This is a genomic window from Nocardia vulneris (assembly GCF_001613425.1).
Classification (GTDB): Bacteria; Actinomycetota; Actinomycetes; order Mycobacteriales; family Mycobacteriaceae; genus Nocardia; species Nocardia vulneris.
In genome coordinates, this window is record NZ_BDCI01000023.1 from 328,930 (window position 1) to 342,737 (window position 13,808).

Genomic DNA, 13,808 nt, shown 5'->3' on the forward strand with positions numbered 1-13,808 from the left:
ATGGACATAGAAGATCACCGCGTGGGGAGCGCCGAGCCGAGTCTCGTCCGCCCATACTCGTTGACCGCCGGCCGAACGAGGCCCGCGGTCGAGTTGGCGTTGGAGGCGCTCGTCGCATCGCATCCGGTCGCCCTGGAGCGGCAGTTCGAACTGACCAACATCGAGACGTCAATCGTGGAGTTGTGCAGAGAATCGCCGTCCGTTGCCGAGGTAGCAGCCCGCTTGGGTATCCCCATCGGGGTGGCGCGTGTGCTGGTCGCCGACCTGATCGAGGCCGGGCATGTGCGCGTTTCGGCAACTTTGAAAGACGATTCCAGCGACGATGAACGTCGCGAGCTGATCGAAAGGGTTCTCAGTGGACTCCGGCGTATTTGATTCGACGGCGCAGGTCGACACCCGTACCAGCAAGCCGACGTCGGCGAAGATCGTGGTCGCGGGTGGCTTCGGTGTCGGGAAGACCACGATGGTCGGTGCTGTCTCGGAGATCGTTCCGCTGCGCACCGAGGCATTGGTGACCAATGCCAGTACTGGAATCGACAACCTGACCGGCATTCCGATGAAGTCGACCACCACCGTGGCGATGGACTTCGGCCGGATCAGCCTCGCCGACGATCTGGTGCTGTACCTCTTCGGTACGCCGGGCCAGTACCGATTCTGGTTCATGTGGGACGACCTGATCCGCGGCGCCATCGGCGCCGTGGTGCTGGTCGATACCCGCAGGCTCGAGGACAGCTTCGCGGCCGTCGACTACTTCGAAGCGCGCGGCCTACCTTTCCTGGTGGCGCTCAACGAGTTCGACGACGCGCCGCGTTACCCGATCGAGGACATCCGGCAGGCCCTCGCGGTGCCTGCCGATGTGCCGATCCTGTCCATCGACGCCCGGCGTCGCGAGCCGGCCAAGCAGGCCTTGGTCGCACTCACCGAATACGCCCTGCGCAAGGTGATGCAGGGCTACTGAGCACTCGCGCGGCGTCGCCTCGGCACCGGTGCCGACTGGTTAGTCTCACCCGGTGAGGATTTCGGCGCGCGAGCTGCTCGGACAATTGCTCGACCCCGCCTCGTTCGTCAGCTGGGATCGGCCACCCGTCACGGTGGCCGCCACCCCGCGGTACCGCGAGGACATGCAGCAGGCAGCGGTCGCGGCGGGCACCGATGAATCGGTGCTCACCGGCGCGGGAATGCTGCGTGGCCGTCGAGTGGCCGTCATCGCCTGCGAATTCGGCTTTCTCGCCGGTTCGATCGGCGTCGCCGCGGCGGAGCGGATCGTCTCCGCCGTCGAGCGTGCCACCGAACTCGGGCTGCCGCTCATCGCCTCACCGACCTCCGGTGGCACCCGCATGCAGGAGGGCACCGTCGCCTTCGTGCAGATGGTGAAGATCGCGGGCGCGGTCGCCGCGCACAAATCGGCGGGTCACCCCTATCTGGTCTATCTGCGTGACCCCACCATGGGCGGCGTCTTCGCCTCGTGGGGTTCGTTGGGGCACATGACTTTTGCCGAGCCCGGCGCGATGATCGGGTTCCTCGGGCCGCGTGTGTATCAGGCCCTGTACGGGCAGCCGTTCCCGGAGGGCGTGCAGACCGCCGAAAACCTTTACCGCCGAGGCGTTATCGACGGGGCGGTGACCGTCACGGTCTTCCGGCGTATCGCGCACCGCGCATTGAGTGTGTTCAGCGGGGTGGTGGCGCCGGAAAGCGTTGTGGCCGAAGTTATTCCGGTTGGCGCGGCGGCACTATCGGCCTGGGAGTCGGTGCTGATCTCGCGCCGCCCGGACCGGCCGGGCATTCGTGATCTGCTGCGGCAGGTGACGCAGCGGGTGCCGTTGAGCGGCACCGGGCAGGGCGAGTCGGATCGGACGGTCGTGCACGCGCTGGCCCGCTTCCGTGGTCAGCCGTGTGTGGTGTTCGGGCACGACCGGACCGGGCAGCTCGGCGAATACGCTATGGGGCCGGCCGCCCTGCGCGAAGCGCGCCGAGCCATGGCGCTTGCCGAAGAGTTGCGGTTGCCGCTCGTGCTTGTCATCGACACGGTCGGCGCCGCGATGTCGAAAGAGGCGGAGGAGCGCGGGTTGGCGCCCGAGATCGCGCGCTGCCTGGCCGATCTCGTGACGTTGGACACACCGACGGTCTCGGTGCTGCTCGGCCAGGGCACCGGCGGTGGCGCGCTCGCGCTGCTCCCGGCCGACCGCGTCCTGGCCGCCACCCACGGCTGGCTGGCCCCGCTACCGCCCGAGGGCGCCAGCGCCATCGTCTACCGCGATACCGAGCATGCCGCGGAACTCGCTCGCGCCCAACGCATTCGCGCCGCCGACCTGCACGCCGACGGCGTGGTCGACCGCATCGTCCCCGAATTACCCGACGCCGCCGACGAACCGGTGGACTTCGCCCGCCGCATGGTCGCCGCCATCGCCACCGAACTGGCCCACCTGCGCACCCGCCCGCCCGCCGAACTCCGTGCCACCCGCCACAACCGCTACCGCCGCCTCGGCCTCCCGCGGTGAACTCGGCCGCTGGCACGGTCCGGAAATCGAAGCCTCGTCTGCTGTCGCGGGGGTCACTGTTCGTCGCGGTGAACTCGCAGGTGGGCCAGCAAACATGGAGACAACACGCCAGGGGGCAGCGTTGACGGCTCGCCGCCGCACTTCTACCGTCGCAGGGTGACCTTCAGAAGCGAGACTTCCGCCGTTCCCTCGATCGTCCTCAACGACGGGAATGTGATTCCGCAGCTCGGCTTCGGCGTCTTCTTGGTGCCTGACGACGAGGTTTCGCAGGCTGTCACCGCCGCGCTCGAGGCCGGTTACCGCAGCATCGACACCGCGGCGGTCTACGGCAACGAAGCGGGCACCGGCCGCGCGATCCGCGAGTTCGGCCTGCCGCGTGACGAGATCTATGTCACGAGCAAGGTGTGGAACGCCGATCAGGGTTTCGACGCCACGCTGCGCGCGTTCGACGCCAGCCTGGAGCGGCTCGGCCTCGAGTACCTCGACCTGTATCTCATCCACTGGCCGGTCCCCGCCGCCGACCGCTACGTGGACACCTTCCGCGCCTTGCAGGCACTGAAGACGCAGGGACGGGTGCGCTCGATCGGCGTCTCGAACTTCACCCGGGCACATCTGGAGCGGCTCATCGCCGAAACCGGTGAGATCCCCGCCGTGAACCAGATCGAATTACATCCCCGGATGGCACAGCGCGAACTTCGTGCGTTCCACGCCGCCAACGCCATCGCCACCGAGGCTTGGGGTCCGCTCGGCCAGGGCAGCATGCTCGACGATCAGACCATCGCCTCGATCGCCGGCGCGGTCGGCCGCACGCCGGCCCAGGTGATCATCCGCTGGCATCTGCAGCTCGGCAACATCGTCATCCCGAAGTCGGTCACGCCTTCCCGCATCGCGGAGAACTTCGACGTCTTCAACTTCGAACTGTCCCGCGACCAGGTGGACGCCATCAACGCGCTCAACACCGACAGCCGGGTGGGCGAGAACCCGGACACCTTCGCCGCCGGTCTCGACGGCTGAGCACTGCGCGCCGAACTGGCGCACAGGCAGTGGGCGGCAACGGTATTCGATGCCGCGGACGATCCGTGCTGGAGGTCACCCAGTGCGCGCTCCGATGCGAATCGAACGACTGATCAGTCCGATTCGCGCCCGATGCCCAGGTAGCGAGTGAGCTCGGCGGCCGCGGCGCGTCCCGCGCGGTTGGCGCCGATGGTGCTGGCGGACGGGCCGTAACCGATCAGATGAATGCGCGGATCCTTCGCGACCTGGGTGGCGAGTCGCCCGGTCATGGTGATGCCGCCGCCGGGACCGCGCAGCCGCAGCGGCGCCAGATGATCCAGGGCGCTGCGGAATCCGGTCGCCCAGAGGATCACCTGCGCCCGCTGGAAGGTCCCGTCAGCCCAGCGCACCCCGTCCGGCTCGACGTGGTCGAACATCGGCAGGCGCTGCAGCGCACCCCGGGCCTGGGCCGCGCGCAGCCGGTCGTCGAGGCGCAGCCCGGTGACCGAGACCACCGAGCCGGGCGGCAGCCCGCGGCGCACCCGGTCCTCCACCTTCGCCACCGCCGCGCGCCCGTCCTCGGGGCCGAACGAGTCCTCGCGGAAGATCGGTTCCGTGCGCGTCACCCAGGTGGTCGAGGTGACCTGGGAGATCTCGTCGAGCAACTGCACCGCCGAGATGCCGCCGCCGACCACGACCACGTGCTTGCCCGCGAATTCCGCGGCGGTGCGGTAGTCGTGGGTGTGCAGCTGGCGCCCGGTGAAGGTCTCCGCCCCGCGATAGCGCGGAATGAACGGATGCTCCCAGGTGCCGGTGCCGTTGATCAGGCCGCGCACCCGAATGGTGCCTGCCGTGCCGGTTTCGGCGTTGAGCACCGGCCCGTGCTCGGCGGGGCTGCCGTCCGCCGCGCGGTCGCACACGACAGTTACCGAGACCTGCCGGCGCACGCGCAGGTCGAATCGCTTCTCGTAGAGCTCGTAATAGTGCGGCACCGCGGTCGCCGCGGGCGCCGATTCGGAGCCGGGCGGCAACGTCTCGGCGAACGACATGCCCGGGAGGTCGTGCACCCGGTTCACGGTGGTCAGAGTCAGCGATGGCCAGCGGAACTGCCAGGCCCCACCGGGTCCCGGCGAATGGTCGACGATGAGAAAGTCCTGCTCGGGGCGTAGCCCGAGGCGCTGGAGGTGATAACCGGCCGACAGTCCCGCCTGACCAGCGCCGATCACCAGGATGTCGAAGTCTGTCGGCACAGCCGATGATCGTATCGGCTTCAACGAAGTGTGCCGTCCGCTGTGGCAAAGTGAATGTAACCAGACGGATCGCTCAGTTGGGGAGGTCGCATGCTCGGAGTTAGCCGAGACGGTGACGTAGTGACCATCGAACTTCAGCGCGAGGAGCGGCGCAACGCGCTGAACCTCGAACTCATCACGCTGCTGCGCGAAGCCGTCCTCGCCGCCGTCGCAGACGACGCCCGGGTGCTCGTGCTGACCGGGCGCGGTCCCATCTTCAGCGCGGGCGCCGACCTGTCCGGGGTCTACTCGCAGGAGTTCCTCGGCGGTCTGATGGACATGCTGCACACCATCGAGTCGGTGCCGATCCCGGTGATCTCGGCGATCAACGGCGGCGCGCTCGGCGCGGGCGTGCAGCTGGCGCTGGCCTCGGATCTGCGGGTGATCGAGCCGGACGCCTACATCGCGATCCCCGCGGCCAAGCTCGGCATCTCGGTGGACCGCTGGACCATGACGCGGCTGGTCTCGCTGATCGGCGGCGGCCCCGCCCGGACCATCCTGCTCGGCGCGGACTCGGTGACCGCGGCCGACGCCTACACCTTCGGCTTCGCGAACCGGCTCGGCTCGCTCGCCGACGCGCAGTCCTGGGCCAAGCAGATCGCCGCGCTGGCGCCGCTGTCGCTGCGGCACATGAAGCTGGTGCTCAACGACGACGGCACCAGGGCGCCGGACACCGCGCAGCAGCGTGCCGCCCTGGAGGCGGCATGGAGCAGCGCCGACGCCCAGGAGGGGCGCCTGGCCCGACAAGAGAAACGTGCCGCGAAATTTGTGGGGCGATGATGAGCATTCGCAGCATTGCGGGGTGGGCGGCCGGGGCGCTCGGTCTCACCTGGGTGGTGCGCGCGGCGTGGGGCATACCCTCGGCGATGGGCGCCTCGATCTCGGCCATCCAGCCGTACGCGACGGGCGCGACCACCTACCGCGACCGCCAGTTCCACAACACCGAGCCGAGTAGTCAGATCGCGGCGGGATCGGCGCCGTCTCTGCTGTTTTCGGCGCTCACCAAGCGCAATGTGGGCCGGCCGACCGGCGTGATCCCGTTGCAGACACCGCAGTTGCCCGCGGCGGCCGCCGAGCTGGCCGTCACCTGGTACGGGCACGCCACCGCGCTGATCGAGGTGGACGGCTACCGGGTGCTCACCGATCCGGTGTGGAGCGAACGGGTTTCGCCGTCCGCGCTGGTCGGGCCGACCCGGATGCACCCGGTGCCGACGCCGCTGTCCGCACTGCCCGCGGTGGACGCGGTGATCATCTCGCACGATCACTACGACCACCTGGACAAGGACACCGTCCGCGAACTCGTGCTGCGCCAGACCGCGCCGTTCCTGGTGCCGATCGGCATCGGCGCGCATCTGCGGCACTGGGGCGTGCCCGAGCATCGGATCATCGAATTGGATTGGGGCGGTTCGGTTTCGATGTCCGCGCTGGGCCGGGCGCACGCGGACGCGGATCTGACCATCACCTGCACCGAAGCGCGGCACTTCTCCGGCCGCGGACTGGTGCGCAACACCACGTTGTGGGCCTCGTGGTCGATCGTCGGCCCGACCCGGCGGGCGTACTTCGGCGGCGACACCGGCTACACCAAGGCGTTCGCGGACGCCGGCGCCGCGCTCGGCCCGTTCGATCTGACGCTGCTGCCGATCGGCGCGTACGACGAGCGGTGGCGCGATGTGCACATGAACCCGGAGGAGGCGGTGCGCGCGCACGCCGATCTGTGCGTCGGCAACGCGGGTTACGGCCTGCTGGTGCCGATTCACTGGGCCACCTTCAACCTCGCCTTCCACGGCTGGTCCGAGCCGGTGCGCCGGATGGTCGCGGCGGCGGAGCGGGCCGGCACCACGATCGCCGTTCCCATGCCCGGTCAGCGGGTCGATCCCGATGGGGCGCCCGCACGGGATTCGTGGTGGGAAGATGTGGGGTGAACACTCGTGCTAGTGGGCTACGGAAAGGATCGAACGCTATGAGCTTCGCCGATACTCTGAAGGGCCTGGTCGGCAAGGGCAAGGACGCGGCAGCCAAGAACGCCGACAAGATCAACGATGCGATCGACAAGGGCGGTGACTTCATCGACCAGAAGACGCAGGGCAAGTACTCGGACAAGATCGCGAAGGGCAAGGAGGCCGCCAAGAAGGCGGTCCCGCCGGAACAGCCGGGTACCCCCGAGCAGCCGGGTCCGCAGGGCTGATGAGCGGCGGGGATCCGGTTTCTGTCGGTCCCCGCCTCTAAAATCGTTGTCATGGCCGCCCGCCGGGATTTCGGGGGTATCGAGGTTGAGCTGAGCAACCTCGACAAAGTGCTGTATCCAGCCACCGGCACCACCAAAGGCGAAGTGATCGCCTACTATTCGGCGATCGCGCCCGCCATGCTGCCGCATATCGCCGGTCGCGCGGTCACCAGGAAACGCTGGCCCAACGGCGTCGACGAACCCTCCTTCTTCGAGAAGAACCTCCCGTCGCACGCGCCGTCCTGGATCGAGCGGCGCACCGTCCGGCACTCCGACCGCACGGTCACCTATCCGCTGATCGAATCCGAGGCGGGGATGGCCTGGCTCGGCCAGCAGGCGGCCCTGGAAGTGCATGTGCCGCAATGGCGTTTCGATGACGACGAGCGGGGGCCGGCCACCCGGCTGGTGTTCGACCTGGATCCCGGGCCCGGCGCCGGGCTGGCCGAATGCGCGAAGGTCGCGCTGGCGGTGCGCGATATGGTCGAGGGCATCGGCCTGCGCGCGTTCCCGGTGACCAGCGGTAGCAAGGGAATTCATCTCTATGTCCCGCTGGATCGGGAGTTGCGCGGCAGCGGCGCGTCGACCGTGGCCAAGCAGGTCGCGACCAACCTGGAGAAGCTGCATCCCGATCTGGTGACCGCCACCATGTCGAAATCCGTGCGCGGTGGCAAGGTTTTCCTCGACTGGAGCCAGAACAACCCGTCCAAGACCACCATCGCGCCCTATTCACTGCGCGGGCGCGAGCAGCCGAACGCGGCGGCGCCGCGCAGCTGGCGGGAACTGGAGAGCCGGAAGAAGCTGCGGCACCTGCGTTTCGACGAAGTCCTCGCGCGCTGGCAGTCCGACGGCGACCTGCTCGCCGAGCTGGATCCGGCACTGCCGCAACGTAATACCGCCTCGGCGGAGTCGGGCCCCGACGCGCTGGCGAAGTATCGGTCGATGCGCGATCCGGCGCGCACCCCCGAACCCGTGCCGGTCGACCGGCCGGTGCCGGGCGAGGACAGCCGCTTCGTCGTGCAGGAACACCATGCCCGGCGGCTGCATTGGGATGTGCGGCTGGAGCGGGGCGGCGTGCTGGTGTGCTGGGCCGTGCCGAAGGGGCCGCCCACCTCCTCGAAGCAGAACCGACTCGCCGTGCACACCGAGGATCACCCGCTGGAATATCTGGACTTCCACGGCACGATCCCGAAGGGGCAGTACGGCGGGGGCGAGATGACGATCTGGGACTCCGGCACCTACGTCACCGAGAAATGGCGGGACGACGAGGTGATCGTCCGATTCCACGGCGAACGCCTCAACGGGCGCTACGCGCTGATCCAGACCAACGGCAACCAGTGGCTGATGCACCTGATGCGGGAACAGCACGGCGATGCCGCCGAGCCCGAGCCGAACGGTGCGGACACCGCCTCCACGGGGCGGATCATCAGGGTGTCCAGCGGCCCGTCGCCGTTTCCGCGGGGACTCGCGCCGATGCTCGCGACTCCCGGCGACGTCGCGGACCTGCGCACCGACGAGTGGTGCTTCGAGACGAAATGGGACGGCTTCCGGCTGATCGCGGAAATCAACGACGGCACCATGACTTTGCGGAGCCGCAAAGGCAACGTGGTGACCGCGCGGTACCCGGGGATCGGGCCGCTGGCCGACGAACTGGCCGGGCACGAGGTGGTGCTCGACGGTGAGGCGGTGGTGTTCGACGATCACGGTGTCGCCAATCTCGGCCTGTTGCAAGCGGACGCGGCCCGGGCCGTGTTCGTGGCCTTCGACGTGCTGTACCTGGACGGCACTTCGCTTGTCCGGAAACGGTATTCGGATCGGCGCCGGGTGCTGGAGGCGCTCGCCGGCACCGCGCCGTCGCTGCGGGTGCCGCCGCGACTGGACGGCGAGGGCGCGGACGCGGTGCGCTACAGCCAGGACCACGGCATGGAAGGCGTGATCGCCAAACGCAAGGACTCCGTCTATCTGCCCGGTAAGCGCGGGCACTCCTGGGTGAAGCAACGCAACTGGCGAACCCAGGACGTGGTGGTCGGCGGCTGGCGGCGCAGCGCGGCGCGCGAGTTCAAGTCGCTGCTCGTCGGCATCCCGTACGAGGGCAGGCTGATCTATGTCGGCCGGGTCGGCACCGGCTTCAACGACGCCGACCTGCAGGAGCTGGCGGGGCGGTTGGCGAAGCTGGAACGCAAGACGAACCCGTTCGACAACGACCTGACCGCCGAGGAACGTAAGGAAGCGGTGTGGGTGACCCCGAAACTACGCGGCTCGGTGCGATTCATGAACTGGACCGAGACGGGCCGGCTGTGGCACCCGGCCTGGCTCGGTGCGCAGGACTGACGGTGTGACCGTTTTCGCGCTCGTCGTGCCGGTGCGGCGGGTGTTCGCCTCGGTAGGGTGAGTCCGCGGTTGAACTCAGCGCGAGAACGAGGAGTGCACAGTGGACTTCAAGAACCTGGCAGACAAGGCGCTCGACCTGGCCCAGCAGAACGCCGACAAGGTGGAGACCGTCATCGACAAGGCCGGCGATATCGTCGACCAGAAGACCGGCGGCAAGTTCGCGGGCCAGGTGGATTCCGCGCAGGAGGCGGCGAAGCAGGCCCTGCGCAAGGAGGGCTGAAAGCGGCTGCGGGGCGTCCAGTCCGTTCCGTCGCCGATTCGGCGCCGATCCGGTTGGGGCGAAGCATCTTTCGACGGCGGACAGGGCGCGGCGGCGGTCTTGACCGGCGATGACCGTTGCCCGGCGCCGCGCCCGGCCAGTACCGTGGACAACCCGGGGCTCGAGTAAATCGGCGCAGGTCACGGCCGGTGCACGGGTGCGCCCGGGCGAACCCGGGGAGGCCCTGTGCGCGACCACCATGCAGCCGCCGAGCGCGGCGTGTCCGGCCTAGCGCGGCTCGTCGGCCGAATATGTCGGTCCGGCAACGAATTAGGGGTTTCGGCGAAACATCCGGCGAGTACCGGCCGGGGTGTGCGCAGGCAAGGTAGGTTGCCTACCATGGCGACTCCGAGCGGAATCGGTAGTGGGGCAACGTTCGTCGGCGCGGCAACATCCACCGGATCCCGGAGATCGGTCCTGCTCAGATTCGGGTTATCGGTGGCCGCCGCCGTGCTGCTGACCGCGACGCCGCTCAGCCCGTCGGGGACGGCGCACGCCCAGATTCCGCCCCCGGACGCCGATCCCTTCTACGCGGCGCCCGCCGACCTCGCCGCTTATGCCGAGGGCGCGATCGTGGACTCGCGCCAGATCGCGTTGTTCGGTCTGCCGCTACCGGTTTCGACCTGGCAGGTGAAGTACCGCAGCACCGACGCGGGCGGCGCCGCGATCGCGGACGTCGCCACCGTCATGGTGCCGATGCTGCCCTGGTTTGGGCCGGGACCGCGGCCGCTGCTGTCCTACCAGATCGCCGAGGACAGCCTCGGCACCCGGTGCGCGCCGTCCTACGCATTGCGCGGCGGCGGCGATCTCGGTGGCGCGCAAGCCCTGATCGACACCCCGTTCATGGCCGACGCGCTGCGCCGCGGCTGGGCGGTGGTGACCAGTGATCACGAGGGGCCGCAGGCGCGGTTCCTGGACGGGGTCAATGCGGGTCACGGTGTGCTGGACGGTATCCGTGCCGCGCGCGCGTTGCCTGCGGCCGGTCTCGGGCCGCAGACACCGATCACCGCATGGGGCTATTCGGGTGGGGCGTTCGCGACGCTGTGGGCGGCGCAGATGCAGCCGCAGTACGCGCCGGACATCCGATTCGCGGGCATCGCCGCGGGTGGCTTGCCGTCGAACTGGCCCGCCATCGCGAAACATGTGGACGGCACCGGCCAGGCGGGCTTGGCCATGCTCATCCTGCTCGCGGCGATCAAGGACCAGCCGAACGCCGGTGTCGCCGATCTGCTCAACGACCGCGGTCGTGCGATGCTGGCCGCCGACGGCAACGCCTGTGGTCCCGATCTCGTGCTGAAGTACATGGGCGCCCGCGTCGACGACTACGCCGCGGTCCCGGACCTGCTGTCCCATCCCGATTTTCGGGCCGCCACCGCGGGTCAGGAGCTGGGCGAACCGGCCCCGACGGTGCCGCTGTACCTGTACCACAGCACCACCGACGACGTGATCCCCCCGGCGGGCTTCACCGACCTGGTCGGCCGCTACTGCGCACAGGGTGCCGACATCACGTATCTGAATTCGCCGCTCCCCGGCCACAATCCCGCCGCCGCCGGCGAAGCGCTCGGCGCCATGGCCTACCTCGCCGACCGGGTGGCCGGCGCTCCCGTGCCGCCGGGCTGCCACGCGCGCTAGCCGGCTGCCGCGCACCTTTTCGCGTGCCGCGCACGGACTCGCCGGGCGACGCGCCGCTGCTGGCACGAAAAGGTGCGCGTCGCGCCCGCACTGAAAGCGGCTGCTGCGCAAAGCAACACGGCGCACATCGGCCGAGTGGGCCGATGTGCGCCGTGTCGGGTGCGCGTCAGTTCTTGGGGCTGCCGTCGTTCATCCACTTGGTGGTGCCCGGCGGGGCGGTCAGGGTGCCGATCAGGTCGATACCCGCGACGATCAGGGTAGGACCACCGGCGACGATGGTGCCGATGATGCCACCGACCGCGGCGCCCGCCAGGACGCTGGCGATCACCGTCGGGCCCCCGAGGATGCCGGTCAGGCCGACCAGCGCGCCGATCGCGGTGCCGATGAAACCACCGACCGCGGTCGCGATGCCGAATTGCGAGAGAAATGCGTCCTGGGCCCGCTGATTCTCATAGGGCGAGGCGATTTCCGTCGCGGGCACCGGACGCGCTTTCGCCGCGTCCTTGACCACGGTTAGCTCCAGGGTTCGCCCCGCGTCGCTCACCGCGTGCGGTAGCGGGTATTCCAGGCCGTCCTGCCGGAAGGCCAGCGGCATCGTCACCACGGTGTTGCCTGCCTCGTCCTTCACCGCGACCGCATCGCCCGCGACCTCGAACGAGCCGCCGGTGAGCGTGGTGATGATCTTGTCGCCCACCAGGTTCGACGCATAGCCGATGTCGTTGGCCGCCGGTGCGGCCGGTGCTGCGTACGAGGTGCCCGCGCCGACGGCGACCGCCGCGACGAGAGGAATGGCAGCCGCGGTGATCTTGCGGAGAATCATTCGGGTGTTCCCATCTTCATCAGGTTTCAAGCATTGGAGAACGCTGCGCACGCCGAATTTCCTTCCCCCACTGCGGTGCGCAGACACCATGTGATTCAAACAACAGCTACTCCGCAGATAACTGTACCGCCCCGAAGGCGTTTGGCCCCAAAAATAGGGGGTATTCTTCCGGTTTAAAATACGTGGATTATGTTATAGCCGTTGGCTATTCAATTACGGCTCACCGCAAGACGTTGACCGCACGGGCGATGACCAGGGCCGCGAGCACGAGCGAGATCCCCGACTGCGCCATCATCATCGCCTTCGCCCACCGCGTCATCGGCATCACGTCCGTCGGACTGAAGGCCGTGGCGTTCGTGAACGACAGGTACAGGTAGTCCATGAACTGGGGTTCCCATTCCGGGTCTGTCAGTTCGGGGTTCTGCATCTGGACAAACAAGAAGTCCGGCAACGGTTTTCGAGCGTTTGCCCGGGCGCCCGGCCCGCCCCGGTCGAACTCCCAGTAGCCGAGTCCGAACACCACCACATTGGTCAGCCAGATCGCCGCGCCGGAACCGAGCAACCGGGCCGGGTCGTCGCTGAGCGTCCCATCGATCAATCCCATGACCAGGTGATAGGCCGAATATGCGGTGGCCAGCGCGAGCAGTCCGACCAATACCAGCCCGCCCCAGCGCAACCAGTTCTCTTCCCGATCGCGGCGCAGCGGATCGGCCACCGCCAGCACGACCACGAGCAAACCCTCCAGCGCCGGCAGCAACCATCCAGGCGCCGGCAGAAACCGGTCCGGCAACGCGAGCTGCAACCCGATCATGGCCAGCACGGCCACCGACATCGCGACCCGGGACTCCCGGGCGGTCCGGCGCTGCCAAGCCGGTATGGCGTCGTCACTCATTCGGGCCAGTATCACCCGGTGGCGGACCGACTTCCGGGAGGCGGGGCGGGTCCGCCTAGAGCAGCGCTAGGCCGAGGGCGAACGCGCCGCCGCAGACGGCGAACACGACGGCCAGTGCGATGGCGTCGCGTCGTCCCGGCGAGCTGGGATGGGCGGCGAGCTCGCCGGTGCCGCCGCGCGCGGAGATCGCTTCGCCGAGTTCGCCCGCGCGGCGGGTGGATACGGCCATGGCGGCGGTGAGGATATCGATCAGGACGTTTTCGGTGGCCAGATAGAGCGCGCCGTCCTTGGGCCGGAGTTTGCGCGCGGCGCGCAGCACTCGGATCTCGTCCATCAGCAGCGGCAGGCCGCGCAGGGTGAGCGCGACGACCACCGCCCATTCGTCGACGGGCACCCGGAGTTTGCGTAGCGGCGCACCGAGTTTGGCCAGCGCGGGCGCGATATCGCTCATCGGCGTCGTCCAGGCGACGAGGAAGGACGCGGCCACCATGATCAGGCCGAAGATCGTCACCTGGGCGTAGCGCAGCAGGGCCTGACCGCCGACCGGCAGATTGACCAGCGCTCCCGCGACGAGCAGCGCCCAGAACCACCAGGGCAGCCGCGGCAGGGTGCCGAGCGGCAGCCGGGCGACCACGCCGATGAAGATCAGGAAGACGATCAGGATGCCGAGCACCGGCCAGGTCGGCAGGACCATCAACAGCAGGCTGATCAGGAAGGTCGCGATCATCTTGGTGCCCGCCCAGAGCCGGTGCACCGGGCTCTCCACGGGCACCTGACGAAACAAGACGAGGCTCATCCGCACACCTCGGCGCG

14 protein-coding genes are annotated in these 13,808 nt (G+C 68.7%); 10 read left to right on the top strand and 4 right to left on the bottom strand.

The genetic code is table 11. From position 1 onward, the window contains the following. The 4 genes from NVU01S_RS26010 (at position 1) to NVU01S_RS26025 (ending at position 3,512) form a co-directional block, all read left to right on the top strand. Positions 1–375 carry a DUF742 domain-containing protein gene (locus tag NVU01S_RS26010; RefSeq protein ID WP_014981573.1) on the top strand — a complete coding sequence of 125 codons (375 nt, stop codon included), beginning with the start codon at positions 1–3 and terminating at the stop codon, positions 373–375. After that, a complete protein-coding gene (locus NVU01S_RS26015) occupies positions 356–958 on the top strand; it encodes a GTP-binding protein (RefSeq protein WP_014981574.1) in 603 nt (200 codons plus the stop codon). Before NVU01S_RS26010 ends, NVU01S_RS26015 begins: the two co-directional genes overlap by 20 nt. A gap of 52 nt (positions 959–1,010) precedes the next feature. Further along, entirely contained in the window at positions 1,011–2,498 is a 1,488-nt protein-coding gene (locus tag NVU01S_RS26020; RefSeq protein ID WP_043664608.1) for an acetyl-coenzyme A carboxylase carboxyl transferase subunits beta/alpha, read from the top strand. Between the two features lie 156 nt (positions 2,499–2,654). Beyond that, the gene (locus NVU01S_RS26025) at positions 2,655–3,512 is read left to right on the top strand and encodes an aldo/keto reductase (protein ID WP_043664606.1); all 858 of its coding nucleotides are present in this window, start codon (positions 2,655–2,657) and stop codon (positions 3,510–3,512) included. Positions 3,513–3,625: 113 nt separating this feature from the next. Here NVU01S_RS26025 and NVU01S_RS26030 read toward each other — a convergent pair whose 3' ends face one another. Continuing rightward, positions 3,626–4,741: an NAD(P)-binding domain-containing protein gene (locus NVU01S_RS26030; RefSeq protein WP_043664603.1), complete on the bottom strand. Its 1,116-nt coding sequence runs from the start codon at positions 4,739–4,741 to the stop codon at positions 3,626–3,628. 90 nt (positions 4,742–4,831) lie between these two features. Here NVU01S_RS26030 and NVU01S_RS26035 point away from each other — a divergent pair, with 90 nt between their 5' ends. From NVU01S_RS26035 to NVU01S_RS26060, 6 genes are all read left to right on the top strand, one after another. Continuing rightward, positions 4,832–5,560: an enoyl-CoA hydratase gene (locus NVU01S_RS26035; protein ID WP_042257370.1), complete on the top strand. Its 729-nt coding sequence runs from the start codon at positions 4,832–4,834 to the stop codon at positions 5,558–5,560. Then, positions 5,560–6,702, top strand: coding sequence for an MBL fold metallo-hydrolase (locus NVU01S_RS26040; protein ID WP_043664770.1), 1,143 nt, complete (start codon positions 5,560–5,562; stop codon positions 6,700–6,702). Before NVU01S_RS26035 ends, NVU01S_RS26040 begins: the two co-directional genes overlap by 1 nt. A 38-nt stretch (positions 6,703–6,740) precedes the next feature. Then, a complete protein-coding gene (locus NVU01S_RS26045) occupies positions 6,741–6,965 on the top strand; it encodes an antitoxin (RefSeq protein ID WP_014981582.1) in 225 nt (74 codons plus the stop codon). 51 nt (positions 6,966–7,016) lie between these two features. Further along, positions 7,017–9,332, top strand: a complete 2,316-nt coding sequence (locus NVU01S_RS26050; protein ID WP_043664599.1) for an ATP-dependent DNA ligase — start codon at positions 7,017–7,019, stop codon at positions 9,330–9,332. 100 nt (positions 9,333–9,432) lie between these two features. Next, complete coding sequence (locus tag NVU01S_RS26055) at positions 9,433–9,612, top strand: antitoxin (RefSeq protein WP_043664597.1); 180 nt, start codon at positions 9,433–9,435, stop codon at positions 9,610–9,612. A 477-nt stretch (positions 9,613–10,089) separates the two neighbouring features. Beyond that, positions 10,090–11,283, top strand: coding sequence for a lipase family protein (locus tag NVU01S_RS26060; protein ID WP_043664594.1), 1,194 nt, complete (start codon positions 10,090–10,092; stop codon positions 11,281–11,283). A gap of 166 nt (positions 11,284–11,449) precedes the next feature. On the opposite strand, the gene NVU01S_RS26065 is transcribed toward NVU01S_RS26060, so the two are convergent. From NVU01S_RS26065 to NVU01S_RS26075, 3 genes are all read right to left on the bottom strand, one after another. Further along, positions 11,450–12,103, bottom strand: coding sequence for a DUF8020 domain-containing protein (locus tag NVU01S_RS26065; RefSeq protein WP_042257381.1), 654 nt, complete (start codon positions 12,101–12,103; stop codon positions 11,450–11,452). Between the two features lie 220 nt (positions 12,104–12,323). Beyond that, positions 12,324–12,995, bottom strand: a complete 672-nt coding sequence (locus NVU01S_RS26070; protein ID WP_043664589.1) for a DUF1345 domain-containing protein — start codon at positions 12,993–12,995, stop codon at positions 12,324–12,326. A gap of 55 nt (positions 12,996–13,050) precedes the next feature. Beyond that, entirely contained in the window at positions 13,051–13,791 is a 741-nt protein-coding gene (locus NVU01S_RS26075) for an energy-coupling factor transporter transmembrane component T family protein (RefSeq protein WP_043664586.1), read from the bottom strand. Positions 13,792–13,808 lie beyond the last annotated feature (17 nt).

Coding starts and splice junctions, on each gene's coding strand:
- NVU01S_RS26040 (WP_043664770.1), top strand. CDS start 5,560: ATGAGCATTCGCAGCATTGCGGGGTGGGCGGCCGGGGCGCTCGGTCTC.
- NVU01S_RS26045 (WP_014981582.1), top strand. CDS start 6,741: ATGAGCTTCGCCGATACTCTGAAGGGCCTGGTCGGCAAGGGCAAGGAC.
- NVU01S_RS26010 (WP_014981573.1), top strand. CDS start 1: ATGGACATAGAAGATCACCGCGTGGGGAGCGCCGAGCCGAGTCTCGTC.
- NVU01S_RS26070 (WP_043664589.1), bottom strand. CDS start 12,995: ATGAGTGACGACGCCATACCGGCTTGGCAGCGCCGGACCGCCCGGGAG.
- NVU01S_RS26035 (WP_042257370.1), top strand. CDS start 4,832: ATGCTCGGAGTTAGCCGAGACGGTGACGTAGTGACCATCGAACTTCAG.
- NVU01S_RS26075 (WP_043664586.1), bottom strand. CDS start 13,791: ATGAGCCTCGTCTTGTTTCGTCAGGTGCCCGTGGAGAGCCCGGTGCAC.
- NVU01S_RS26050 (WP_043664599.1), top strand. CDS start 7,017: ATGGCCGCCCGCCGGGATTTCGGGGGTATCGAGGTTGAGCTGAGCAAC.
- NVU01S_RS26065 (WP_042257381.1), bottom strand. CDS start 12,103: ATGATTCTCCGCAAGATCACCGCGGCTGCCATTCCTCTCGTCGCGGCG.